This window comes from Helicobacter marmotae (assembly GCF_003364255.1).
Lineage (GTDB): Bacteria > Campylobacterota > Campylobacteria > Campylobacterales > Helicobacteraceae > Helicobacter_C > Helicobacter_C marmotae.
In genome coordinates this window covers 17746-42188 of record NZ_NXLR01000012.1, presented here as the reverse complement: position 1 = coordinate 42188, position 24443 = coordinate 17746, and the positions used below count along the sequence as shown (strand labels likewise).

The 24443-nt window shown below is 39.7% G+C and carries 21 protein-coding genes and 1 tRNA gene; 12 read left to right on the top strand and 10 right to left on the bottom strand.

Annotated features, from left to right (window positions below; translation table 11 throughout):
* Window positions 1–32: 32 nt before the first annotated feature.
* Together dnaA and CQA63_RS06785 are read left to right on the top strand one after the other, a co-directional pair.
* Window positions 33–1343, top strand: coding sequence for a chromosomal replication initiator protein DnaA (gene dnaA, locus CQA63_RS06790; RefSeq protein WP_115511846.1), 1311 nt, complete (start codon window positions 33–35; stop codon window positions 1341–1343).
* The gene (locus CQA63_RS06785; RefSeq protein ID WP_244916282.1) at window positions 1309–2562 is read left to right on the top strand and encodes an MFS transporter; all 1254 of its coding nucleotides are present in this window, start codon (window positions 1309–1311) and stop codon (window positions 2560–2562) included. The genes dnaA and CQA63_RS06785 overlap by 35 nt, the downstream gene beginning before the upstream one ends.
* Here CQA63_RS06785 and CQA63_RS06780 read toward each other — a convergent pair.
* The 8 genes from CQA63_RS06780 to moaA form a co-directional block, all read right to left on the bottom strand.
* Window positions 2559–2957: a hypothetical protein gene (locus tag CQA63_RS06780; protein ID WP_104699645.1), complete on the bottom strand. Its 399-nt coding sequence runs from the start codon at window positions 2955–2957 to the stop codon at window positions 2559–2561. The two genes, CQA63_RS06785 and CQA63_RS06780, sit on opposite strands and share 4 nt — an antisense overlap.
* A gap of 110 nt (window positions 2958–3067) precedes the next feature.
* Window positions 3068–4987, bottom strand: coding sequence for an ATP-dependent DNA helicase RecG (gene recG / locus CQA63_RS06775; protein WP_104699644.1), 1920 nt, complete (start codon window positions 4985–4987; stop codon window positions 3068–3070).
* Window positions 4988–5000: 13 nt separating this feature from the next.
* Window positions 5001–6014, bottom strand: coding sequence for a type I glyceraldehyde-3-phosphate dehydrogenase (locus CQA63_RS06770; protein ID WP_104699643.1), 1014 nt, complete (start codon window positions 6012–6014; stop codon window positions 5001–5003).
* Window positions 6015–6084: 70 nt separating this feature from the next.
* Window positions 6085–8136, bottom strand: a complete 2052-nt coding sequence (locus CQA63_RS06765) for an LTA synthase family protein (protein WP_233706577.1) — start codon at window positions 8134–8136, stop codon at window positions 6085–6087.
* Window positions 8137–8224: 88 nt separating this feature from the next.
* Window positions 8225–8539, bottom strand: coding sequence for a thioredoxin family protein (locus tag CQA63_RS06760; protein ID WP_104699641.1), 315 nt, complete (start codon window positions 8537–8539; stop codon window positions 8225–8227).
* A 9-nt stretch (window positions 8540–8548) separates the two neighbouring features.
* A complete protein-coding gene (locus tag CQA63_RS06755) occupies window positions 8549–9538 on the bottom strand; it encodes a YeiH family protein (RefSeq protein WP_104699640.1) in 990 nt (329 codons plus the stop codon).
* A 100-nt stretch (window positions 9539–9638) separates the two neighbouring features.
* Window positions 9639–9714 (bottom strand) — tRNA-Phe (locus CQA63_RS06750).
* A gap of 90 nt (window positions 9715–9804) precedes the next feature.
* Window positions 9805–10788, bottom strand: coding sequence for a GTP 3',8-cyclase MoaA (moaA, locus tag CQA63_RS06745; RefSeq protein WP_104699639.1), 984 nt, complete (start codon window positions 10786–10788; stop codon window positions 9805–9807).
* 166 nt (window positions 10789–10954) lie between these two features.
* Here moaA and mobA point away from each other — a divergent pair, with 166 nt between their 5' ends.
* Genes mobA through CQA63_RS06715 form a run of 6 tightly spaced genes read left to right on the top strand, consistent with a single transcriptional unit; the run spans window position 10955 to window position 16078 of the window.
* Entirely contained in the window at window positions 10955–11551 is a 597-nt protein-coding gene (gene mobA, locus CQA63_RS06740; RefSeq protein ID WP_233706576.1) for a molybdenum cofactor guanylyltransferase MobA, read from the top strand.
* Window positions 11552–11569: 18 nt separating this feature from the next.
* The gene (gene flhB, locus CQA63_RS06735; RefSeq protein WP_104699637.1) at window positions 11570–12688 is read left to right on the top strand and encodes a flagellar biosynthesis protein FlhB; all 1119 of its coding nucleotides are present in this window, start codon (window positions 11570–11572) and stop codon (window positions 12686–12688) included.
* Between the two features lie 54 nt (window positions 12689–12742).
* The gene (locus tag CQA63_RS06730) at window positions 12743–14107 is read left to right on the top strand and encodes a M23 family metallopeptidase (RefSeq protein ID WP_104699636.1); all 1365 of its coding nucleotides are present in this window, start codon (window positions 12743–12745) and stop codon (window positions 14105–14107) included.
* Between the two features lie 9 nt (window positions 14108–14116).
* The gene (locus tag CQA63_RS06725) at window positions 14117–14698 is read left to right on the top strand and encodes a septum site-determining protein MinC (RefSeq protein WP_104699635.1); all 582 of its coding nucleotides are present in this window, start codon (window positions 14117–14119) and stop codon (window positions 14696–14698) included.
* Window positions 14695–15588, top strand: coding sequence for a UDP-3-O-acyl-N-acetylglucosamine deacetylase (lpxC, locus tag CQA63_RS06720; protein ID WP_104699634.1), 894 nt, complete (start codon window positions 14695–14697; stop codon window positions 15586–15588). Before CQA63_RS06725 ends, lpxC begins: the two co-directional genes overlap by 4 nt.
* Window positions 15575–16078, top strand: a complete 504-nt coding sequence (locus CQA63_RS06715; RefSeq protein ID WP_104699665.1) for a hypothetical protein — start codon at window positions 15575–15577, stop codon at window positions 16076–16078. Before lpxC ends, CQA63_RS06715 begins: the two co-directional genes overlap by 14 nt.
* A 36-nt stretch (window positions 16079–16114) precedes the next feature.
* On the opposite strand, the gene CQA63_RS06710 is transcribed toward CQA63_RS06715, so the two are convergent.
* Together CQA63_RS06710 and CQA63_RS06705 are read right to left on the bottom strand one after the other, a co-directional pair.
* Window positions 16115–17971: a dynamin family protein gene (locus CQA63_RS06710; RefSeq protein ID WP_104699633.1), complete on the bottom strand. Its 1857-nt coding sequence runs from the start codon at window positions 17969–17971 to the stop codon at window positions 16115–16117.
* 9 nt (window positions 17972–17980) lie between these two features.
* Window positions 17981–20221 (bottom strand): dynamin family protein, encoded by a 2241-nt coding sequence (locus CQA63_RS06705; RefSeq protein ID WP_158655451.1) that lies wholly within the window; start codon window positions 20219–20221, stop codon window positions 17981–17983.
* Between the two features lie 215 nt (window positions 20222–20436).
* On the opposite strand from CQA63_RS06705, the gene CQA63_RS06700 reads away from it, so the two are divergent.
* The 4 genes from CQA63_RS06700 (at window position 20437) to CQA63_RS06685 (ending at window position 24393) form a co-directional block, all read left to right on the top strand.
* Window positions 20437–20664 carry a DUF4492 domain-containing protein gene (locus tag CQA63_RS06700; RefSeq protein ID WP_104699631.1) on the top strand — a complete coding sequence of 76 codons (228 nt, stop codon included), beginning with the start codon at window positions 20437–20439 and terminating at the stop codon, window positions 20662–20664.
* Window positions 20648–22201 (top strand): cytochrome ubiquinol oxidase subunit I, encoded by a 1554-nt coding sequence (locus tag CQA63_RS06695; protein WP_104699630.1) that lies wholly within the window; start codon window positions 20648–20650, stop codon window positions 22199–22201. The genes CQA63_RS06700 and CQA63_RS06695 overlap by 17 nt, the downstream gene beginning before the upstream one ends.
* The gene (locus tag CQA63_RS06690; protein ID WP_104699629.1) at window positions 22201–23325 is read left to right on the top strand and encodes a cytochrome d ubiquinol oxidase subunit II; all 1125 of its coding nucleotides are present in this window, start codon (window positions 22201–22203) and stop codon (window positions 23323–23325) included. The genes CQA63_RS06695 and CQA63_RS06690 overlap by 1 nt, the downstream gene beginning before the upstream one ends.
* Before the next feature lie 192 nt (window positions 23326–23517).
* Window positions 23518–24393: a DMT family transporter gene (locus tag CQA63_RS06685; RefSeq protein ID WP_104699628.1), complete on the top strand. Its 876-nt coding sequence runs from the start codon at window positions 23518–23520 to the stop codon at window positions 24391–24393.
* Window positions 24394–24443 lie beyond the last annotated feature (50 nt).

Below are 24443 nucleotides of genomic sequence, written 5' to 3'. Positions count from 1 at the left end.
TTCTAGCTCATATCGTGTCTCAAGGCAAGTAAATGCATTTGGATAGTATATTAAAAAAGCTTAAAAACAAGCTATCGCAGCAAGAATATGATACGTATATTTCACTTATGGAATATGATGAAAATGCCTCTAGAACAGATATGGCGGTTTTTTTTTTGCCAAATATTTTTGTGCTAAATTGGATAAAAAGCAATTATCTTGATAGCATTGCTGATGCCTTTGAGGAGGAGAGTTCCCATGGCATACGTCCTGAAATTCACATTAGAGTGAAAGAAAAAAAGCATAATGCCAAAAGTCAAAAAAGTGCTAAACTTAACTTTCAATCAAATAGCCTCTCTTTATATCCCCTTTATTCTTTTGAAAATTTTGTCGTTGGGAAGTCAAATGAGTCTGCTTATAATGTGGCTAAAATGGTTGCAGATAGGCAGGCAGTATATAATCCTGTAATGATTCATGGAGATTCGGGATTGGGCAAGACACATCTTTTAAATGCTGTGGGTAATCACGCCAAAGAGCAAAATAAAAATGTGATTTATATCCCAGCAGAAGAGTTGTTAAATGAATACATAGAGAGAATCAAGCGTCAAACAATGGATAGCTTCCGTGAAAAGTATCGCAAATGTGATTATCTCCTTATTGATGATGTGCAGTTTTTAGGCGGCAAAGATGGCGTGCAAGAAGAATTGCTTAATACCTTTAATACCCTCTATAGCGGGCAAAAGCAAATAGTAATGACAAGTGATAAGCCACCCAAAGAGATGAGGGGATTAGCCCAGAGATTGCGTTCGCGATTTGAGGGCGGAATAATGGTAGAAATCACCTCGCCTGACCTTGAGACAAAAATAGAGATTATTAAGTCTAAATGTGAAATTAATCATATTATCCTTAATAAGGAGGTGATTCACTATATCGCTTCAAATATTCATGGCAATATCCGCCAGATTGAGGGGATTCTCTCTACTATTAATCTTAATTTGAATCTCTCGCCTGATAGCAACCCGCTTAAAGTTGCTGAAAGTGTGTTGAAAAACTATCAAAATGAAAGTTCAGGGAGTGCTACCTTTGAGGATATTCTCAATGTAGTAAGCAAGGAGCTTAATATCAAGCAGAGTGAAATCACCTCCAAAGAGCGCACGCGTAAAGTGGCTTTTGCAAGGCGAGTGGTGATTTATCTCACGCGGGTTTTGACGTATAACTCCATGCCTTTGATTGCAAAAGAGCTAGGTATGAAAGACCATAGTGCTGTAAGCAAGGCATATAAGAGTGTGGAGGAGGAAATGCTCCAAAATAGCGATACAAAAGTTATGATTGAAAATATTAAAAGCAAAATCAAGCAGGGTTAAAATGTTTCATTCAAGCAATTTAGAACAAAAGCGCACAGATTCCCTTTTATTTCAAATAGCACTTTTTTCCGCAGCTTCAATGACTGTGCTTGGGGGGACGATTATTGCGCCATCAATCCCGCATTTTGAAGAGCATTTTGCTTCAAGCGCTCATATTGATATGCTATCGCGCCTTGTGCTCACACTCCCGGCTTTGTTTATTATGGTTTTTGCCCCTATAAGCGGGTTTTTGATAGAACGTTATGGACGCATAAAGTTTTTATATCCTGCTATTTTTTTATGGAGTGTGAGTGGGGCGATAGGATTCTTTTTAGAGGCAAGCATTTATTGGATTTTAGCTTCAAGGGCTGTATTTGGCATTGCAACGGCATTTGTGATGACTGCCATTAATGTGCTTATGGGAGATTATTATCAGGGAGCAAAGCGTGAGAGGGCTTTAGGACTACAGGGCTTTTTTATGGCAGGTGGTGGCGCGGTATTCCTTATCTTGGGCGGGGTGCTGAGCGATATAGATTGGCGTTATCCATTTTTAGTATATACCTCTGGCTTTTTTATTTTGCTTTTGGCTATGTTTATGCTTTTTGAGCCACAAAGAAGTGTGCCAAAGACGCAGCAAAGCCAAGTAGAGCACGTTTCTTTTAATTTTTTGAAATTTTTGCCTATTTATCTCTTTTCATTTTATGCGATGAGTATGTTTTATGTCGTTCCTACGCAGATTCCACATTTTATTGTGCATAATCTCAATAAAAGTGGCAATTATATAGGCATTAGCCTTGCTATAAGCTCTGTGTGTTCGGCTATCTTTTCGCTCTTTTATGCGAGGTTGCGCTCTAGGTGCAGTGTGTATCTCCTTTATTTTATAGCTTTGAGTGCGATTGGTGTGGGCTTTATGCTTATAGGTTTTGTGCAAAGTTTTGCAATACTGCTTTGTGCCTTAGTGCTTATAGGCTCTGGGCTTGGCATTATTTTAGTGAATAACACTTCTTGGCTTTTATCCGTAGCAGGAGAGTTTGAGCGAGCAAAAGCCGCAGGATTCTTATCTGCAAGTGTATTTATGGGGCAGTTTTGCTCCCCCTTTATGACCCAACCTTTAGTCCGTTTAGGCGGCATACCCTTTATGCTTGATGTTAATGGGGTGATTCTTATTGGTAGTGCGGGGATATTTTTATGGTGGCATATAAGGCATATAAGGAATGCAAAGGCAGATTCTAAACCTTAGTCACCTTTTATAATATTTGTTAGATATTTTTCTACAATCTTTTTATGTGCTCCCTCTGGTTGAGAGTCTAAAAATGCCTTAAAGCCTCGCTCTAAACAATACCCGTTAAGCTCTGCTACTTTATCCTCTTCAAAGTTTAGAATCGCATAAAAAAGTCTTTTGTGTTTTTTATATGCTTTTTGTGTGTGCCAAAATTGCCTAGTCGCATCTCTTACGGTCTGCCCAAAGTCGGGCTTTTCTCCTTTGAGAAGCAATTCGGAGATAATTTGAGCTTGGATTTGAGTGATATGTGAGCATGCCTCTATATAGATATTTTCTTGTGCTTTTGTGATGTGTTCTAACTTTGCCTCATAGATATAGTGAGAATATAGGGCAAAAATAAGAATATGAATCATAAGTAACGCTCTCTTATCTTTTAGTTAATGCGCACATTATATGTGAATTTTTCTTAAGAGGCAATTTATAGTATTAACCATCTCCCCTTAGGCAGGGACTCTAAAGTATGCTAAAGGCAATTTTTAGCACGTTGGAGAATCTCCACATCACTCCCCATATCAAAATAGTTAAACTCATCTCCGCTTTGCCTCTCTCCGCTTAGCAAATCTCCGCTATTGCGGTATTTTAAATCAAGCTCTGCTATCTCAAAGCCACTTAGTGTCTTACAAAAGGCTTGAAGCCTCTCATTTGTACTTTGGTGTGTGTAGAGATAGCAATACCCCTTTAGTCCATTGCGACTTACTCGCCCGCGCAATTGGTGCAAGGTGGCTAAGCCTAGCCTTTCTGGGGCTACGATGATAATAGTAGAGACTTTGGGCAGAGATATGCCCACTTCAATGAGCGTTGTCGCCAGAAGCAAAGAGCCATTTTGTGCAAAATCACTGATCACTTGCTCTTTATTTTTATCCTTACCAGAAGTGCAATACACATTGTTAAAATGCTTCTGCCAAAAGCCAAGCCCCTCATTGAGCGAGAGATAATCTAAGCGATCGCTTTCTTCCACAAGAGGATAAACAATAATGGCTTGATGTCCTTTGTTGATTTCATTTTGCAGATGAATAAACATATCTTTAAAGCTACTTTTATCAATAATCATCGTATCAATGTCTTTTTTAAATGGCATATCTTTAATAATGCTAAGGTCAATAAATTGTGAGTTAATCATCGCTAAAGTGCGTGGGATAGGCGTAGCGGAAAATTGTAGCACATGAGGGCGGGCGTTTATTTGGGGTAGAGATTCTAAAAGATTTGGCAAGCCTTCTTTACTTTGTCCTATTTTTTCTAGGCTGTAACGTTGATTTGTACCAAATCTATGTTGCTCATCACTCATCACAAGGGCTAGATTTTCTAAGCTTAGTTCTCTATAGAGCAGGGCTTGTGTGCCTATGATAAAATGCGCATTTTGCTCTTCTTGGCTAAGTGTTTTGCTTTTAGCAGTGATGAGGTGAATACGCATATATGGGGGTAAGAGCTTTTGTGCTTGTTCGTAGAGTTGTGCAGCAAGTATGGTCGTTGGCGCCATAAGGATACTTGTATGTGGATAGCACATCATCACTGCACAGAGTATTACAATGGTTTTACCACAGCCCACATCGCCCATAATAAGCCGTTTAGCCGCTATATTTTGTGATAAATCTGTGCTTATATCGGCTATGGCTTGTCTCTGCCCCATAGTGAGGCTAAAGGGAAGTGATTCTATAAACTCATCAATATGATTATCGCATTTATATTTTGCACTAAAGTAGCGCTTTTTCTTGCTAAGTAGGGAGAGGTATTGATATATTTCTACAAATTTGAGTGCTTGCAAATGCGCTGGGGGGAAAGTATTTTGTGTATTAAAGGCTTGGCAAAATGATGATGTTGGGTTGAAAATTTCATATATTTTCTCTGCTATATCAAGGGGAATGTGGCTTTCAAGGAGATTTTCTATGCTCACAAACTCCTTGCTTAGCTCGCACATAGCCTTAGTATTGAGGGCTGTGGTCTTAAAATGCACATTAATGGTATTTATATGTGTAATGGCTTTGGGTTGTGTTATGTGGTATTGCCCATTATAGAGCTTAAGTTTGCCCATAACATATATCTGGCTATGGGGGGCAAAGATTTTTTTATGAAAGGCTTGGGGGTGAAATATAGTCATCACAAGCTCTTGGTCAAAATCACTCAAACTCGCATAGATTTTGATATGCGCATTTGCGCCAAAACTATGCTGCAAGCTATGAATATATACTTTAAACACGCCATTACTTTCCAGCACAAGTTCTGAAGAGAGGGTTGTATCTGTGTAGGATTTAGGCGTATGGGTGAGCACAAACTGCAAGAGTGAGGAGATTTTAAGCTTGGCTAAGCGGGATTGATTGGTTTTGCTAAGAGAATTTATAAGAGAGCTTATGGGGGAGTTTATAGGAGAGTTTGCAGATTCACTCATGGGATTTAGAGCATTAGGCTTTATTAGCTTGTGTGCAGAGCTGTGCTATATCAAGCACGCGATTAGCATAGCCCCATTCATTATCACACCATGCCATAACGCGCGCCATTGTGCCATTTAATACATAGCTTAAATCTGGTACAAAAATAACACTATGGGGATTCCCTATAAAATCACTGCTTACCCCCTCCTTTACATCTATATCTATAATGCCCTTCATTTCGTTTTGGCTGGCGTGTATTATGCACTCATTTAGGGCTTTTGTGCTTGTGGGGGAGGAAAGCATAAAGGTAATATCAAGGAGCAAGACATTTGATACAGGCACGCGCACGCAATGCCCCTCTACCTTTCCCTCTAGCTCGGGCAGAAGACGTTTAAGCGTGCTTGTAGCGCCCGTGCTTGTAGGGATAATATTTTGTGCTGCAGCACGAGAACGTCTTTTGTCGTTGGGATACACGCTATCAAGTAGGGATTGTTCATTTGTATAGCTATGAGTGATACAAAAGCTCATCATATCAATGCCAAAAGTTTGGGCTATAACCTTGCAAAGTGGGGCTAGAGCATTTGCGGTGCAAGAAGCATTAGAAAATATCTGCTCGCCCTTGTAGGAGTGTTCATTCACACCGAGGGCAAACATAGGCATATTATCTGTAGGAGAAGCTGAGAGAATCACCCGCTTAATGCCCTTTTGGCAATGGTGCTCTAAGGATTTAGCGTCTAAAAACTGCCCGCTTGATTCTATAACCACATCAGCCCCAAATGCCGCGAAATTAAGCTTTTCTTTGCTATTACAATTGAGCGTAGCAATGGGCGGAATGCCGCTTTTGTTGAGCGTTAGGGTGTTATTTGCATAAGTGGGAGCAAAGGGTAGGAGACCATGCGTGCTATCGTGCTCTAAGAGATAGGAGAGAATCTCCCAATTTTGCACATCATTAATGGCGACAATATGGATATTTTCTCTTTGCAATGCTGCACGTAGAATGCTTCTGCCGATGCGTCCAAAGCCATTAATAGCAATCTTTACCATACACTCCCTTTGTTTGAAGCTTTGGGCGATTCTAGCATATTTCTTTTATGTATCGCCCTCATAGGTTGGATTATTCTTGTTTGTTTATAACATTATGCAAACCCTCATACAAATCCTCTTTGGCTTCTTTTGCCTTTTGTTTGCTGTTATGGTAGAGCATATATGTAGCCGTTTGTTCCATATCTTCACTTATTTTATGAAGCTTTGCAGCAAGGGGTGAGTTTTGCTCTTTGAGTGGGAGCCAATCTTGCTTTATATCATCACTTGGGCGAGTATAGAGCATTCCCCCTCCAGATTCTGGGTATTCATTAGAGTAGCAGTATTTGCTGCTTACTAAGATAGGGGGTCTATTGAGGCGACGGATAAAGGTAAATCTCTCATCGCCAAAAGTATTATCAAGTAAATCTCTGCCCATGGTGGTATTTTGCACAGAAACTCCAGCTAAACCCGCAGCAGTAGGAAATATATCAATATGCCCTCCTGCTTGAGGCATAACCTTACCTTGTGGGAAAGCCTTAGGGTAGTGGATAATAAGCGGCACTTGGAATTCATGCAAACGTATGTATTGGTAATTACTTGGGGCGGCAAGTGAAGTCTCACTCATACCATGATCACCGGTGATGATAAAAATCGTATTTTCATAATAGTTTGATTGCTTAGCAACTTCAAAAAACTTCTGCAAAGCATAATCACAAAACTTCATAGAGAGATATTCTTGTGCGCTACCAAAGCCATATTTTTTTAAAAAATCATCACTAGGAAGTGTGTAGTCAAAATCTGTCATATCACTCGGCACGCTAAAAGGAGTGTGAAAGCTTGCAAGCTGGATAAGGCTTATAAAGGGGGTTTGCTGTGTTTGTAATAGCGCATTTGCCTCTTGCAAAAGGTCTTTGTCAGAAATCCCCCATACATCAAGCCTTGGGGATTGCCAATAGCCCTCCTCATATATTTGCAAACCAGCGATATTATTACTCATTACCCCGCGGATATTTGCCCAATTCGCATTCCCTCCAAGCATATAGAGCTTAGAGTAGCCCTCAAAGTCATTCCACACTAAATGTTGATCTATGGTATTTGGGTCTCTTGAGCTTGTTTTAAAGAATTCATTTACATCAGGAATACCTGTGATGATAGAAAACATAGCCCTTGCAGTCGTGCGCGCAGAGGCGTAGTAGTTAGGGAAGTAAAGAGAGCTTTGAGCAAGGGATTGTAAAAATGGTGTTGTATCAAGCTCATCAAACATCAGCGAACTTTTATGCGTACTCATAGATTCAATAACGATAATAACGATATTTGGCTTCTCTTTAAGGGCTGCAGGAGATGAGGGGTGAGTGAATCTATCATAATGCAAGTTTTTCTCATCTAAATGTTGCAAGTTGAGGTATTGTGCCGCAGTGGGGTAGGCAAGCCTAGCTTGTGGGGTATTGTCAATAAAGGTATCTTTTGTAGGGCGGGTGTCGATAAGATTCTGCAGAGGATTAAGGGCTAGGGCGGTGATTTGGTTATGCCCAGAGAAATACGCCTCACTCCAACGCAAAGGGTAATACACTATGCTATATTGCCCATAAATAAGCACAAATATAATAAGCAAAATAGCAATGCCTGATGTGATTTTGCTTGATAGGCTGGTTTTGATATGCACCCATTTATCGAGAATCTTCTTGCTAAAAAAGATTAAGAGTGAGACAATCAATATAAGCGCAAACACAAGCTTGATAACAGGGTAAGTCTGCCACACCATACCAAGCGCTTCTTTAGTATCTTCAAGCAGGGCTAGGGTTGAGAAATTAAGCCGTGATTGTAAATAGGCATAGTGGGCAAAATCTGCGATATATAAAAGCACATACAAGGTAAATACTATGCCATAAAACACAAGCAGATAGACTCGCACTGCATTAAAGAATCTCCCGCTTAGAAAAAGGCAGATAAGAAGAGGTAAAGACATAAAGGCTGCTATGCGACCATCAAAGCGCACACCGATATATAATGCCTTTAAGATGTCTTGTGATGAAAAGCCCTCAAAACTCTGCCATTGCCATAATAAAAAGCTAAAACGTAATATAATGGCTACAAGCCATAAAAACATAAGAAACTTTATGTATATTTTGGTATTACTTGTCATTATGCCCCTTCCTTTATGGTGAGAAATGCACATTATAATGCAAGGCTCCTAAAGTTTCAAGCTTCTAGCCCTGCTAAAGCAAGCAAGGCTAGATAAGGTTTTTAATCGCTGTACGGATAGATTCTATAGAGCGGGGCTCTATTAAGCGCTCGCCTACTTCATTGCCGTTTTTATAAAAGATAAGTGTAGGGATTTTACGGATATTAAGCGTGTTTTTAAGCTCTATCTCTGTATCAAAGCTCACTTTATAGATAGTAATTTGCCCAGCAAATTCCTTATCTAGCTCTTCAAGCATTGGCTCTACATGCCTGCAATCAGGGCACCATGACGCACTAAAATTCACTACTACACAACCATTTTTAATGGCTTGATTGTAGTTTGCGCTCTGTATAACTTGTATCATTTTCTCTCCTTAACATATCAAATATACTAAAGCATAAGCACTCACTAGAAGTATGACAAACAAAATAAATGCAAGTATAAATGTCTTTGTGCCAAATGATACAAACTTTTGCCAATCAATCTGCAAGCCTAGTGCTACCATTGCAAATACAAGGAGTATTTTTGAGCCAAATTGTGCTGATTGCAAAATAACAGGAGGGAAATCATACATAGAATTAAGCGCAATAACCACGAGAAAAAGCAGGGCAAAATAAGGGATATAGAGAGTGCCTCGCTCTTTAGAATCTTGCTGTTTCTGTGCAAACATCACATAAGCAATAATGAGCAAAAGTGGCACAAGAAGTATCACACGTGTCATTTTAATAAGAATGGCGATATTTTGTATCTCTGGTGAGATAGCCCCAGCCCCTATGACATTCCCAACTTCATGCAAGCTTGCCCCAATCAATATACCCCATTGGTAATCGCTCAAAGGAAGCAAGCCACTATAATATACTAAGGGCAAAAGCACCATACCACATAGTCCAAAAATCACAATAAAGCTTAGGGCAATGGAGCTTTTACTAGGACTTGCTTTGATAGTGGATTCTAAGGCTAAAATAGCCGCCGCTCCACATACCGCACTCCCAATGCCCACAAGCATACTGATTTGAGTATCAAGTTTGAGGATTCTGCCAATGATGAGAGCAGAGCAGAAAGTGATAATAACAATGCTTGCAGCAATGCAAAAGCCGCTTATGCCGAGTGTGGCAATTTCTCCAAAAGTGATATATGAACCATAGAGAACAATCCCCGCTCTTAAAAGCTGCTTGCTACCAAACTTTATGGCTTTGTGTGTAAATGGGATTTTAGGATAGAGTGGGGAGAGAAGTGCGCCGAGCAAAATGCCTATGATTAATGGAGAGAGAAAGGGGAGAAGCGTGTTTGAGATAAGAAAAGCACAAACACTAATTATACTAAGAAGTGCGATTCCATAGAGAAAGTCTCGTGCATTATTCATAACATTCCTTTAAGTATTAGGTAAGTATCAGGTAGCGGTATGTCTTTGTGGTAATGATTGTGTGAAAATTGAGTAAATGCGAAGTAAAAGTATGTAAAAGTGGTGGCTCGAGGCGGAATCGAACCACCGACACGGAGATTTTCAGTCTCCTGCTCTACCGACTGAGCTATCGAGCCATTGCAAATGCGGATTATATATAAAGGCTTTTAAAATTTGGCTTAAAGCACCCTTTGCAAGTCTTGTATGTCTTGCAAGTGAGTTTAGGGCTATCCCCCTGTGTAGTAGAATGCCCGCGCGGAGTGCTGCTCTTGTGAAATATTTTGATTCCATTGGTTTTTTTCAGGTTTGTTTTGTACAGCAAGTTTGAGAAGAGTTTGCATTTTGGACTTATCTTCTTTTAGAATCGCATCTTTAAGCACTACGCTTTCTTGATAATACAAACAAGGGCAAATCACGCCATCACTTGTTAGGCGAATGCGGTTACACGTAGCGCAAAAATCATCTTCATGCGGGGAGATAATGCCAAAAATAAAGGGCTTTTGCCCAAAAGCAGAATGCGTAATGCTATAGAGCTTTGCAGGAGAGGCGTAATCACTTTGGATTTGAGTGCTAGGGTAGTGTGCGTTGATAATGGCAAGTATTTGCGCATTTCTTAAGCCCTCTAGGTTTTGTTTTGCATGTATATTTTCCATAAATTCAATAAAGCGAATGCCAAAGTCATTATCACGGGCAAAATGCAGCATATCAATCATTTCATCATCATTTATCCCTTTTAGGGGCACCATATTAAGCTTAACTTTAAGCCCGCAGTCTTTAGCCGCATATATACCTTTGAGAATCTGCTCGCCCCCATCGCGTTTAGAGATAAGCTTTATCCGCTCTGACTTGAGCGAATCTAAAGAAATGTTAATGCGACTAAGCCCCGCGTCTTTAAGGCTTTGGGCGTATTTTTCTAAGAGGAGGGCATTGCTTGTGAGAGTGATTTCCACATGCGGGGCATAGGCGCGAATATCAGCAATGAATGCGCTTAAACCCTTTCTTAAGAGCGGTTCTCCACCTGTTAGGCGAATTTTCACAATACCCTCATCAATAGCAACTTTTATAAAGGCTAGCATTTTCTCTAGGGGGATTTGATTATGGCTTGTATCTTGGGGGGTATCTGGCATACAATATTGGCAACGTAAATTGCATTCTTTTGTTAAAGATACACGCATGTAGTCAATTTTACGATTAAAAGTATCTATAAGCATAATTATTTATCCATATTTATTTGATGTATCCATTGGCTTACAATTGGCTTACAAAAGAGGCGCGATTATACAAAATAAGTTAAAATAGAACAAAAGTTAAAAACACATTAAAAGCATATTAGGATTTGTAGGGCTTATTATAGGGTTTAAATGTAAGGGAGTGGATATGAGTAGTTTGAAGGAGGAGGGATTGATGGCAAAAATTATGATTCCATGTGTGATTTTAGCCGGAGGCAAGAGCTCAAGATTAGGCAAGGATAAAACACAAATCCCGCTAGGTAAAAGCTCGCTGAGTGAGTTGGTTTTTACCCATTTACAAGAGATATGCGGGCAAGTGTATATCAGTGCTAAAGAGCGAGATAAATTTGGCTTTGAAGCAGCATTTTTAATAGAGAGAGATCCTATTTATGCTCCCATTGTAGGTATGATAAACGCATTTAAGACACTTAAAAGCAAAGAAATACTTTTTGTAAGCGTGGATACGCCATTTATCACTCATAAAACCTTGCGTGCCCTTGCAGATTCTAAAGCCCCCATTGCTTATGCTCAAAGCACAGATAAAGCCCATTACCTTATCTCAAAATGGCAAGATTGTATGCTTGATGCTTTGCTTTGGGCATATAAGTCAAAGATGTATGCCCTTCATCGCATTATAGAATCTCACGCCCATGAGGGGATTAGTGCGAGTGATGAGGAATGCTTTAATATTAACACTATGACAGATTATGCACAGGCATTAGCACTTTTAGGCGCACAAAATTGATGTTCTCAAAGGCTCATTATGGCAGATGAGGAAAAGACCCAAGCCCCCAGTGCCCATAAGATTCAAAAAGCAAGAGAAGAGGGGAATGTAAGCAAAAGCCCTGAATTTGTGGGGTTTTTTGTTTTACTTGTGGGTTTGGGGTTGATGTTTTTTTTAATACCTTTTTGGGTTCAAAGTGCTCAAAAAATCTTTATTTATGCCAATGCGCTTATGCAAACTGATGTAGATAGACGCTTGTTGGGTAATGTTATGCTAAGTATTGCTATTGAAGTGTTTGTGATGTTAGCCCCGCTTTTTCTTGCGCTTATGATTGTGGGGATTCTTGCTAATATTATGCAATTTGGGCTTTTATTTTCCCCAAAGGCAATAAAGCCCAAACTCTCTAAACTTAATCCCATTAGCGGCATTAAAAATGTCATATCCTTAAAAAAGCTCCTTGATGGCTTTATGATTACTTTGAAGGTATTTGTAGCCTTTATTGTGGGATTTGCAGTGTTTGTTAGCTTTTTTGATGAGTTGCCAAGCTTGTCAATGTCAGGGCTGTATCTGCAGATTCTGTGGTTTAGGGAAAAGGCGCTTATTCTTATCGGTGTGCTTTTAATTTTATTTTTTGTCATGGCAATTAGCGATTATCTTATTAAAAAATACCAATACACAAAGAGCCTAAGAATGAGCATTAAAGAGGTCAAAGATGAATACAAGCAATATGAGCAAAGCCCTGAGATTAAAGCAAAAATCCGCAGAATGCAGCAAAAGCTAGCCCAAAGCCGTATGATGCAAGAGATTCCAAGTGCTTCTGTTGTGATTACTAACCCCACGCATTATGCGGTGGCATTACGATATAGTGAGAAAGAATACAATAAAGGCGTAGCGCCAATTTTGGTAGCAAAGGGCATAGATGAGTTGGCTATTCGTATTAAAAGTGTGGCAAGGGAATATGGCATTAGGATTATTGAGAATCCTCCCCTTGCACGTGCGATTTACAAACAGCTTGATTTAAATCAAAGCATACCCCATGAGCTTTTTGGTGCGGTGGTGCAGGTGTTGCAAAATGTTGCCTATCTTGATTCGCTCGAGGGCAAGGATACATTAAGTAAGCTTTTACAATCAGCGATCAATAAAAGTGCATCACGCTAAAGGCAAAGAGTGTGCTATAATGCCAGCTTTTAGTTCTCACAAGGGTTTTAAAGCATGGGTAATAGAGGTTTTATCATAGTAGGCATAGGCGTAGGGATACTTATTGTAGTAGGGCTTATCGTTTTTAGTTCGATTATTTTTGAGACAAAAGCCCCGCAACTTACCCATACACTCCCCACACATTGGAATTTAGATGATGAGCTTTATGCGGAGTTTGAAGATGAAAGTGGCATACGCGATTACCATATACAAATGATTTTTAATGGAGAAGTGCTAAGTGATGCAAAAGAAATTATCTTAAATAAGCCAAAAACCATTAAAATCCCTCTTCCTAAATCCACCACCCCCTTAAAAAATGGCACGATGATTCAGTATAAAATTTCTGTAACAGATTGGAGTAATGCCCATTTTTTTAGCGGGAATACGGCTAAATTAGAGCTTCAACTTGTGGTAGATACTACTCCCCCTGCGGTTAAGACAATCGCCCAATCTCATCAGATTCTAAGAGGTGGGAGCGCGGTGGTTGCTGTGCAGATTAAAGATAGCGCATTAGATGAGGTGCATATCAATAATGGCACAGATGATTTTGTGCTTTTTAAGTATTTAAATGATGATATTTATGTGGGTATCATCGCGTGGCCCTTGAAAAATAAATTTTTTAACGCACAAGTGGTTGCTAAAGATAAAGCAGGCAATGTAACCAAGCATAATATCCCTATGACGCGTAATATCAATGTCCCATATTATAAGTCAAATATCACTATTAAAGAGAATTTCTTAAATGGCAAGTTAAATGAACTGCTCTCTCAGATTGATAAAAAGTATTTGCGAGATTTTGAGAGCGATAGCGAACGTTTTGTGTTTTTTAATGAAACGATAAGAAAAGAAGATGAGCATAGAATCTTAAAAGCCTGCAGCAATTTAAGCTCTAAAAAAAGCTATATTGATGAGCATTTTCACGCATTTGTACCTCTAAAAGGCTCCAAGCTTGTGGGGAGCTTTGGGGATTATCGCACATATTTTTTAGATAAAGAAAAAATCAGCGAAGCCACACATTTGGGTATTGATATAGCAAGTGTGCAAAATGCGCCTATTATTGCTAGCAATAATGGTGTAGTGCTACTTAAGGGCTATCTTGGGCTATATGGCAATACTTTGCTACTTTATCATGGATTTGGTATTTCATCTTTGTATGCGCATATGTATGAGAGCTATGTAGAAGTGAGTGATGAAGTAACACTTGGGCAGGAAATAGGCAAAACAGGGAAGACAGGTTGGGCATTTGGGGATCATTTGCATTTTGGTATTTTAGTACAAGGGCATTTTGTGCGTTTAAATGAATGGCTTGATCAAAGGTGGATAGATGATAATGTTATTTATGTGCTAAGAGCCGCACGCGAGTTTGCGCTTAATAATTAGGTGTGCTAGATGATAAAAACACGGCAACGTACAATGCGAGTGCTTGAGTTTGAGGGGAATGTAGATATACAAGAATGCAAGGAGTTTGTTAGTAAGCATTTGCCACTTTTGCAAAATCATGTATTTGCATTCCAAGCAGAGATTAGTCAAGAGTTAATTGACTTTTTGCAGGAGCAAGGTTTAAGCGTGGCGGTCATTCATAATGGCGTATTGGCAATACAAGAAGTTAAAAAAGAGCCTAAAACCCCTCCGCCAGCCCCAGATCCCTCTTGTGTAAATACACTTTGGCTACATCGTGTCGTACGTAGTGGAGAGGAGATTTGCACTGATGGGGATATGGTTATAGAATCTCGCATAAATAGCGGGGCACGTATCATCTGCGGGGGGAATTTGTTTCTTTTTGGGGAATGTTATGGACATATAGAGGGGAATGGAGATTTTATTATTTGTCGTAAAATTTTTGCCCCAGCACTTTTGTTTCAAGGAATGATAATTGATAGAGATGTGTTGCATAAAATTAACCAAAGTAGCGCATTATTCAAAATGATTTTTAAAGAGGGTGACAATATACTCACAAAGGATATACAATGAGGCAAAAAACCATTACAAACAAAGTGGAAATCGTAGGGATTGGTTTGCATAAAGGTGTGCCTGTGCGCATGGAGCTTGAGCCATTAGATATTAATAGTGGCATAGTGTTTTATAGAAGTGATTTGGGCGTGAGCATTCCCCTAAAGCCTGAAAATGTAGTCGATACGACTATGGCAACAGTGCTTGGTATGGGTGAGGCGAGGGTCTCTACGATAGAGCATTTGCTTTCTGCCATTGCCGCCTATGGGATTGATAATTTGAGAATCTCCCTTGATAATGAGGAAGTGCCTATTATGGATGGGAGTGCGATAGGGTATTGTATGCTCCTTGAGGAGGCAGGGATAAGCGTGCAAAATGCGCATAAAAAAGCCATTGCTATAAAAAAACCTATAGAGATTATTGAGGAGAAAAAGTTTGTGCGTGTGGAGCCAAGTGAGAAGATGATTTTTGACTTTAGCATTGACTTTAATCACCCCGTGATTGGTAATCAACAATATAAATTTATCTTCTCCACGAAAGCCTATAAAGAAGAAATTGCAAGGGCTAGGACATTTGGATTCTTACACGAGGTGAATTATTTGCGTTCTAAGGGTCTGGCAAAGGGCGGAGATTTGAGTAATTGTATCGTGCTCGATGAGAGCGGGATACTCAACAAAGAGGGTTTGCGATATAAAGAAGAATTTGTGCGGCATAAGATTTTAGATGCTATTGGCGATATGGCATTGCTTGGTATGCCCTTACTTGGGACTTATGTGTCTTTTGCAGGGAGCCATAAGCTAAACCATCTCTTAACCAAACAGCTTTTAAGCGATGAGAGAGCGTATGAGGTTATTGAGCTTGAAGATAAGGCAGGGGAAGAAAGCTTAGATTATGCCTATGAGACACATTGATATAGTCCTAATAAGCGTTCATACCCCCCTCATATGTGGAATCTATGAAAACAATCAGCTCATCTCTCAATCTCAAAGCGATGAGCTTCTCTTAAGTGCTTTGCCTCATTTTTTTGAATCTGTGCTTCCCACCTCATCACAACACCCTGCCTATCACCATACCAAGATTGATGCTATTTATTATGCCAATGGACCGGGAAGTTTTAGCGCTTTAAAGCTCACACATATCTTTTTGCAGACATTACATATCGTGCATGGGATTAAGCTTTTTGCTACTTCGAGCTTTTACTTTACCTCTAGTGCTTACATCAAGGCTTTTGGGAATAGCTACTTTCATCAAAATGCAGCGGGTGAAATTTCACTTATTCAAAATGCAAAAGCCCTTTTAGGATGGCAGCTTACAGAGGCGGAGTTCTCTCTCCCGCATATACTTGATAGATCTGCCTTTGGGCTTAAAGTAGAGCCCCTTTATGTATTGCCGCCGGTGTAAGGGTTGGCAATGGCAAGTTAGCAAATGTGCAATAGGCTAGCGGTTTTCTTTTAATTTTGCTTTTAGCTTGTGGAATAAAGATTTGAGTTGTTTATAATGCTTACTATAACGTTCTTGGTATGGCAAGATAATCTCAATTTGCTTTTGGGATAAAAGCTTTTCTTCATGTTCAAACTGCCAAAGGATTTTTTTATGAATGGGTTGGGTTAAGAGGCTTTCTTGCAAGAAGTTGAAGCTAAAGCCCATATAGAGCTCATCACGGATATTTTCTAAACTTGGGTTAAAAAGCGGCAAAGTATCGGGGCTTTGGGTATGCTTTTGTAGGGCTTCATGGATTTTAAGGCTTATGGTATTTAAGCATAAATGCAGGGCTAGGGGGTAATTTAGCGAGAGTATCTTGGAGTAAAGCATAAGTTGGTTTTTAAGATTTTGGCTTGTTTGAAGTGTGAGATTTGCATACGCATCGGTGATATTTTCAAGCGTTTTATGCAAAAGTGGGTTTTGCAATGGTGGAATAAGCATTTCATACCAATGTATGATAATATCCTTTAAATAGCCTAAATGAGCAAGAATGAGGCTATCAAACTCTTCTGCTTTTGCGCTTATATCAAAACCGAGTTTAATAAAATCTCGCCTAAATTCCGAATCTGTGTTGCACAGATTGATAGCTAGCCGCTCTCTAGGGAGGGTTGTTATTTCCTTTGTGTAAGGTTTTTGCCTGCTTATGCCAAATACCTTTTCTGTTCGCATAAATGTTTTTGGAGTTTTCTCAAGCGCATTATAGATATGCCTTGAGAGGGTTTCAAGCAGAGATTCAAAAGTATGAAAAAGTGTAGGAAATGACTTATAAAAGGCACTTTGAGGGTAATTATCACTAAAATGCGTAGGCAAATCTTTCAATGATGATATAAGTTTATCAAATCGCAATGAGGCATGGAGGCTTAGGCGCGCATAAGTAAGAGTGAGGGTGCAGAGTTGCTTATAAATACTATGGAGTTTGGCTTTATGCGCACAAGGAGCGATATGCGTTTGTAAAAAGTCAATAACATCTTGAATATGAGAATCTTCCCTTAAATTTTGTGCCTCTTGCGCTTCTGGCGTAGAGTATGCAAGCAAGGCATTTCTAGCCGATATGGCAATCACATCTTCAAAAAGCCCTGCAAATGCCCTTTTAGCATACGCAAGGCTTGTGTCAATTTCTGCCTGATTTTTCAACCTATCTTTTTGGTTTAGCACGCAGAGGCTTTTGCTCGCATAATGTTTGATATGCGAGTGGATAATATCCTTTTCACTTTGTTTGCCTACATTATCAATAAGTGTTAGCCAAATAATGCCATCTACACTCTCTAGCACCGCATTGGTCGTGTCTGTATCGCTTTGATTGAGTGAGTTAAAGCCCGGTGTATCAAGGAAATTAATGCTTTTAAGCAAAGCAAGAGGGGCATAAAGCTTATAGAAAGCTATTTTTGCATTTTCAGCTGCGCTTACTTCGTGCATATAGTTTAGGGCTTTTGTGGCACTACTGCCGTTTTTATAGGTAATCTCAAGGGCATATTCATTCCCATAAGTGATATGGCATACTTTTGCTGTAATGGGTGTGATACCGCTGGGGAGGATATTCTGCCCTAAAAGGGCGTTTAAAAATGTAGATTTACCACTGCTAAACTGCCCTATAATAGCTACTTTCATCGGCTCTTGCTCATGGGCTATTAGTCCATTTAGGGTATCAAGTGTGTATGAATCAAGCTCTGCAACTGCACTGAGCGATTCTTTAACCTCATCGATTAGCGCATACGTGGGGTTACTTTCTTGGAGGAGCTGCTTTTTTGCTTGCTCATATTCTTTGATGAATGTCTCTAAAAGTGGGGTTTGTACGGAATCTGAAATGCCCATTATATGTCCTTATTCTAAGCTTGCTAAATGCGTTTGTAGCTCATTTATAATGCCATCAAGTGCGCGCTCTTTTGTATTGAAGTGTTGCATTTGACTTTGTTTATTTGTATCTTCACGCTTCTTTAGTATTGCTTGGATACTTTGCTCTTTTTGTGTAATTTCATTTTGAATGCGAGATGTTTCATATTGTGCAATATTATGAAAATATGCAAGAAAAGTGGTGTTAATGTCTTCATTTTTAGTCTCAATGAGCCTCACAAAATGCTCAAAAAGGGTATTAAATATATCTTGCAAGGACTGCCTTAGGGTATTTTCTTTGTTGGCGTGTTTTATCAAAGTATGTAAGGTCAAAGATTCCATAATGGCGTGAAGCTCGGCATTTTTTAGCTGGAAGTGGATATTTGGAGCACTCACTTCATCATTATGGGCAAGGCTGGCTTTAAGTTGGGTGATTTTGGAGCCAAGCTTGTAGCGATATTCGCGTGCTATGTCCCCAAAGCAGTCTCTCAAGCTTAGGTCTATCATTTTGTGGAGATTTGCTACTTCTGTTTTATTCCCTTGCTTGTAGTCATATACAATATCATCAAAAATCTTATCCTTAAGCACTTCTGTGGCTTTTGATAGGGCATCAGTGCTAAGTGATGTGAGGTCAGAGAGGAAGCTTTTTAGCTCATTATGGAGGCTTGAGAGATGAGACTTTAGCTTTTGCAATTCATCTAAAAGGCTTTTGTTATGTGCCTCCTCTTGGGTAATAATCTTTTCTAGCTCTTCATTGCTTGCGTAGAGCAAGGCAGTTTGCAGGCTTAGAGCCGCCTTTGCTTCTTGTGCGATTTTATATGTGCTTTTGTAGGCAAGATAGAGCATATCCCTTGCCCTCAAGCTTTGCTCACCTAAAAGCATATCTTGCAAATATGATTCTATTTGTAAAATCCCGCTTTCTTCTAGGCTTATATTGGCTTTTTCTGACTGCTTTGTGCGATGAAGCAATGCCGCATATCCAGCAAGTGGCAGGAAGTCGATACGATTGATGAGTTGGGTCATATCACCTTTGTAGTGGGCTTTTTTAAGCTGCGCTATAAGGCTTGCTTTGGTGTATTCAAGCGCAGAGGCTTGCTCTGCTTTGCTAAGGAGATCAATGCGAGTAAGCACGACAAGGAGACGTGATATATTTTGCTCTAGTAAAGATTCTAAAATAAAGTCAATGTCCTTTTGCGTGGCTGCACAGCTTGCGTTCATCACATGTATAAGCATATCACAACGTTCCAAAAACTCCCGCGTAATATCTTCGCGTTTGGTAATAGGGTCATCAAGTCCGGGCGTATCTACGATCTCCACGCCATTTTGCAAAAAGCCTAAGGGAGTAAAAAGCTCAACTTGGGAAATGAGATTGCAAAGCTTGCTGCTATGATTGGCTGAAGTATAGGCACTAAGCTCATTAATGTGTATATCTTTTATTTGACTAGGCTGTGTGATGAGTTGGTCTAAATCTTTGCCAAAATGCGCCTCGCACTCTTGCACAAAGGCTTTAATCCCCTCATCATACGCACTCTCCTCGCATAAATCCCTCCATTGCTCCTTGCTCCAAAAATGTACTCTAGCCCCACTCTCCCCATAGCGCAAAAGCGTAAGATTTGCCGTTTCGGGGATAGTAGAAGTGCCTAAAATCTCCTCCCCTAAGAGGGCGTTTAAAAATGTAGATTTACCCGCACTGAGCACACCTGTTACCCCGATACATAAATGCCCGCTTTCAAGCTTCTCCCACGATGAAGCAAGCATACTTTGCGTGTGCTCTTCAAGCAAGGGGGAGAGTTTGGTATGCAAGTTTGCAAGTATGTTTTTTAGATGTGTAAGGCTAGGGCGAGATCTTGTCTCTTGGGTTTGTGCTATGCTATGGGCTTGTGCTTGGGTAAAAAGTGCAAACTCATTATCATCAATGATATGTGCTAAATTAAGCCTTGCAAAATAAGGCAAAAGCTCATCAAAAATAGAGGGATTTTCTTTGAGTATATGCGCCTGCATTTCTAAAATGGCATTAAAAAGCTGGGATTCCCCAAATAATGGGGATTTTAGAGTATCTGGCAATGTATCCATAAAGCTTGGAGTATGTGTGAAAATATGGAAATTACTTTTTTTAACACAAAAAAGCAAGCTTAGGGCTTCTAGGGATTGATTATGTGGGGTGATGTGTGAATGCTGGGTGGGTGGAGGCAAGTGATGAAAATTGTGAAAGTATTTGTGCAAAGCTGACATATATATCTCCATAATGGAATAAAATAAAACCAATAAAAGCGTGAGTTAAGCTTGAAGCATTTTACATAAAAATCACAAAAGTAAAATAAATTAATAATTATTGTCAAAAGGAGGGGGAGTTTATGGGGAAAAATCTTTATTTTCTTTCATTTTCTTTATTTTGGGCTTGTGAAATTTGCTAAAATTCACACTTTTATTTCTGCAAAAGGCTTTATATGAGTTTTTTACGCAAAGTGGTAATGCTTTATGTGCATGGGTTTAAACATCTAAGTTTAGGCAAAGTATTGTGGAAAATTATCATCATAAAGCTTCTTATCATTTTTGTTGGCTTGAAGATGATTATATATGATAAGAATCTCTCACACATAGGCGATTTTGAGGATAAAAGTGCCTTTGTGCTTAAGAATCTTACGCAAGGAGGAATGTATGGAGATAGTAAATGAGAGTGTGAATTGGGCAAGGGCGCAATTTGCCCTAACGGCGCTGTATCACTTTTTGTTTGTGCCTCTTACTTTGGGGCTCTCTTTTATCATCGCTATTATGGAGAGTATTTATGTAAAAACGGGCAATCCACAATGGCGTAGCATTACGCGCTTTTGGCTGGCATTATTTGCTATTAATTTTGCCATTGGTGTGGCTACGGGCATTGTTATGGAGTTTGAGTTTGGCACAAATTGGGCAAATTATAGTTGGTTTGTGGGGGATATTTTTGGCGCGCCTTTAGCGGTTGAGGGCATTATGGCATTTTTCTTGGAGGCTACATTTTTTGCAGTGATGTTTTTTGGTTGGGATAAGGTTTCAAAGGGCTTTCACTTGCTCTCTACTTGGCTTGTCGCTATTGGGAGCAATTTAAGTGCCTTTTGGATTCTTGTCGCAAATGGTTGGATGCAATACCCTGTAGGCACGATTTTTAACCCCGATACCGCGCGTAATGAAATGAGTAGCTTCCTAGAAGTTGCCCTCTCTCCTGTGGCTATTTCAAAGTTTTTACACACGGTGGCGAGTGGATATGTGATTTCTGCACTTTTTGTGATGGGCATTTCTGCCTTTTATTTGCTTAAAGGGCGTCATATACTTGAGGCGAAAAAGAGCCTTGTAGTGGGGGCAAGCTTTGGGCTTATTACCTCTATGTTTTTGTTTTTTAGCGGTGATGAGAGCGCCTATAGGGTAACGCAACACCAGCCGATGAAACTTGCTGCCATGGAGGGCGTTTATAAAGGCGAACATCGCGCAGGGATTAGTGCATTTGGGATTTTAAACCCTGATAAAAAGCCCGGCGATGATAGGGAAGTGTTTTTATTTGATTTAACCATACCTTATGCACTCTCTATTTTAGGTAATCGCAGCCCTGATAGCTTCGTGCCCGGGATAGAAGATTTACTTTATGGGAATGAAGAAAAAGGCATAGTTAGCATAGAAGAGCGTATGCAAAATGGCAAAATCGCCTTGCAAGCCTTGAGGGAATATAAGGAAGCAAAATTACAAGAAGACACTCAACGTATGGATATGCTTAAAACTACATTGCAAAAGCATATGCAGGACTTTGGCTATGGCTATTTGCAAAGCCCACAACAGGCTATCCCTCCTATAGCCTTGACATTTTATAGCTTTCATTTAATGGTTGCTTTGGGCAGTGCGTTTTTTGTGCTTTTTATTGTGGTGCTTTATCTCTCTATGGCAAATAATATTATGCAATTTCGCAAGATTCTATGGCTTTGTGTGATAGCCATACCTTTTGGTTATATCGCCGCAGAGGCGGGGTGGATCGTTGCTGAAGTAGGCAGACAGCCTTGGGCTATACAGGACTTACTTCCCGTGGGCATAGCCGCTACAAACCTCTCTAGCCTAAACGTGCAAGTATCGTTTTTTATTTTTGCCTTGCTTTTTACTGCATTGCTTTGTGCGGAAATAGGCATTATGATTCGCGCTATTAAAAAGGGCTTTATAGCAGATAATCACGTAGCACAAGGAGGGAGATAATGTTTTTTGGACTAGATTTGTATGCTTTGCAAGTGTATTGGTGGGTGATTATTAGCTTGCTTGGGGGCTTGCTTGTGTTTATGTTTTTTGTGCAAGGTGGGCAGAGCTTGATATGTCTTTTAGCTAAAGATGAGTTAGAAAAATCTATGCTTATTAACGCCTTGGGTCGTAAATGGGAGCTAGGATTCACGACTTTGGTGCTTTTTGGCGGGGCGTGTTTTGCGGCATTTCCATTATTTTATAGCACAAGCTTTGGTGGGGCATATTGGGTATGGTTGGTTATTTTATTTTGCTTTGTGATTCAAGCGGTGAGCTATGAGTATCGTAAAAAGGCGGGGAATGTCTTTGGCTCTAGGGTATATGAAGTGTTTTTATGGATAAATGGTGTTTTTGGCGTGTTTTTAATTGGCGTGGCTATTAGCACATTTTTTAGTGGCTCTTACTTTGTGCTTGATTCTCATAACTTTGTGCAATGGAGCAAGGCAAGCAGAGGATTAGAGGCATTACTTGAATGGGGGAATTATTGCTTAGGCTTTAGCCTTGTGTTTTTAAGCCAGATTCTTGGGGCGAGCTATTTTTTAAACAGCATTGATGATTTAACTCTTGCTAAGCGTGCAAGAAGGGCTATATTGCTATCAAGCATTGCCTTTGTGCCTTGCATTTGTGGCTTTTTAGCATGGATTTGCCTAAAAGATGGCTTTTATATCAGTGAGGGCGTGGTGAGTGTGCAAAAATATGTCTATTTACATAATTTTTTATCCATGCCATATTTGATTGTAGGCTTAGCTATAGGCGTTGGGCTTGTGCTATGGGGGATATATAAAAATGCCTTTACTTCGAGTATAAGAGGTATATTCCCTCTTGGTGTGGGGAGTGTGCTTGTGGTCATGGCAGTGCTTTTAAATGTAGGGCTAGGAGATAGCGCATTTTATCCCTCTATAGCGGATTTGCAGAGCTCTCTTAGCATACACAATGCCTCTTCGAGCTATTATACGCTCTCTATTATGGCGTATGTGTCTTTACTTGTGCCTTTTGTGTTAGCATATATTGTTTATGTATGGCGTGCAATGGATAGAGTGAAAATCACTAAAGATGAAATACAAGCCGATTCGCATGCGTATTAGCATCTTGGCTTATTTTAAGATGTAAGGAGAGTGTATGCTAAGTTCTATTTTTATGCTTATTTTGTGGGTGGTGGTGATTTATCTTTGTTATAAATTTGTGTGGCTTAATATCACTCATATTCAAAAACAAGAAGATGATAAACCTCAATAAATTATGGAGAGTGGCTCATTAAAACTTGCATAAAGCCCTATATGGGGCATATTCTAGCTATTTTTAGTGTGGTTGTTTGGGGTGGGACTTTTAGCTCTACTAAAGCCTTACTAGATAGCTTTAGCCCAGCAGAAATTCTCTTCATTCGCTTTTTTGTGGCTTATATATTTTTAAGCCTTTTGTGTCGTTCTTATATAGGCTTTAGCGGGTTTAAGAATGAATGGCTTTTTGTCTTAGCTGGGGGCAGTGGAGGGTGTTTGTATTTTTTAGCAGAAAATATCGCCCTCACATATACCACTGCTTCTAATGCAGCCTTGCTTGTAGCGATTAATCCGCTATTTACGGGGCTATTGTGTTATTTGCTCTATGGCAAAAGGCTTAATATGTATTTTGGCGTGGGCTTTACTTTAGCATGTGTGGGGATTGTGCTTGTTGTTTTTAGGGGTGATTTTAGTTTTGAAGTATATCCTTTGGGTGATATGCTTTGCATTATAGCGGGGTTGATTTGGTCATGCTATACACTTCTTGTGGGGAAAATCTCTGCATATTTTAGCCATACTTCAAGCCTTGCGATTTTAAAGAGAATCTTTTTTTATGCTTGGCTATGGTCTCTCCCTTTCGCGCTTTACTCATCTCCGCTTTTAGAGGAGGATTTGAGTGTATTTTATGGGCGATTTTTTGAATGGAGTAATTGTATAAACCTTATCTTTCTCTCTTTGGTCGCTTCTGGGCTATGCTATCTAGCTTGGAATGTGAGTGTAAAGCATTTAGGGGAGCTAAAGGCAAGCACTTATATCTATGGAGTGCCTGTGGTGGGAGTAGGAGTGGCATGCGTGGCTTTGGGCGAGGAGATAAATATGTATATCCTCATAGGCGGCTTGCTTACGCTTTTAGGCTTATTTATAAGCCAGAAGTAGCATTATTTTCGCATTTCTTTCCATAATGCTCCTATATGGTTAAGTTTCAT

Excerpts from the sequence above, each read along its gene's own strand:
- dnaA (WP_115511846.1), top strand. The coding sequence starts at position 33 with ATGCATTTGGATAGTATATTAAAAAAGCTTAAAAACAAGCTATCGCAG.
- CQA63_RS06780 (WP_104699645.1), bottom strand. The coding sequence starts at position 2,957 with ATGATTCATATTCTTATTTTTGCCCTATATTCTCACTATATCTATGAG.
- recG (WP_104699644.1), bottom strand. The coding sequence starts at position 4,987 with ATGAGTGAATCTGCAAACTCTCCTATAAACTCCCCCATAAGCTCTCTT.
- CQA63_RS06770 (WP_104699643.1), bottom strand. The coding sequence starts at position 6,014 with ATGGTAAAGATTGCTATTAATGGCTTTGGACGCATCGGCAGAAGCATT.
- CQA63_RS06765 (WP_233706577.1), bottom strand. The coding sequence starts at position 8,136 with ATGACAAGTAATACCAAAATATACATAAAGTTTCTTATGTTTTTATGG.
- CQA63_RS06760 (WP_104699641.1), bottom strand. The coding sequence starts at position 8,539 with ATGATACAAGTTATACAGAGCGCAAACTACAATCAAGCCATTAAAAAT.
- CQA63_RS06755 (WP_104699640.1), bottom strand. The coding sequence starts at position 9,538 with ATGAATAATGCACGAGACTTTCTCTATGGAATCGCACTTCTTAGTATA.
- moaA (WP_104699639.1), bottom strand. The coding sequence starts at position 10,788 with ATGCTTATAGATACTTTTAATCGTAAAATTGACTACATGCGTGTATCT.
- mobA (WP_233706576.1), top strand. The coding sequence starts at position 10,955 with ATGAGTAGTTTGAAGGAGGAGGGATTGATGGCAAAAATTATGATTCCA.
- flhB (WP_104699637.1), top strand. The coding sequence starts at position 11,570 with ATGGCAGATGAGGAAAAGACCCAAGCCCCCAGTGCCCATAAGATTCAA.
- CQA63_RS06730 (WP_104699636.1), top strand. The coding sequence starts at position 12,743 with ATGGGTAATAGAGGTTTTATCATAGTAGGCATAGGCGTAGGGATACTT.
- CQA63_RS06725 (WP_104699635.1), top strand. The coding sequence starts at position 14,117 with ATGATAAAAACACGGCAACGTACAATGCGAGTGCTTGAGTTTGAGGGG.
- lpxC (WP_104699634.1), top strand. The coding sequence starts at position 14,695 with ATGAGGCAAAAAACCATTACAAACAAAGTGGAAATCGTAGGGATTGGT.
- CQA63_RS06715 (WP_104699665.1), top strand. The coding sequence starts at position 15,575 with ATGAGACACATTGATATAGTCCTAATAAGCGTTCATACCCCCCTCATA.
- CQA63_RS06710 (WP_104699633.1), bottom strand. The coding sequence starts at position 17,971 with ATGGGCATTTCAGATTCCGTACAAACCCCACTTTTAGAGACATTCATC.
- CQA63_RS06705 (WP_158655451.1), bottom strand. The coding sequence starts at position 20,221 with ATGTCAGCTTTGCACAAATACTTTCACAATTTTCATCACTTGCCTCCA.
- CQA63_RS06700 (WP_104699631.1), top strand. The coding sequence starts at position 20,437 with ATGAGTTTTTTACGCAAAGTGGTAATGCTTTATGTGCATGGGTTTAAA.
- CQA63_RS06695 (WP_104699630.1), top strand. The coding sequence starts at position 20,648 with ATGGAGATAGTAAATGAGAGTGTGAATTGGGCAAGGGCGCAATTTGCC.
- CQA63_RS06690 (WP_104699629.1), top strand. The coding sequence starts at position 22,201 with ATGTTTTTTGGACTAGATTTGTATGCTTTGCAAGTGTATTGGTGGGTG.
- CQA63_RS06685 (WP_104699628.1), top strand. The coding sequence starts at position 23,518 with ATGGGGCATATTCTAGCTATTTTTAGTGTGGTTGTTTGGGGTGGGACT.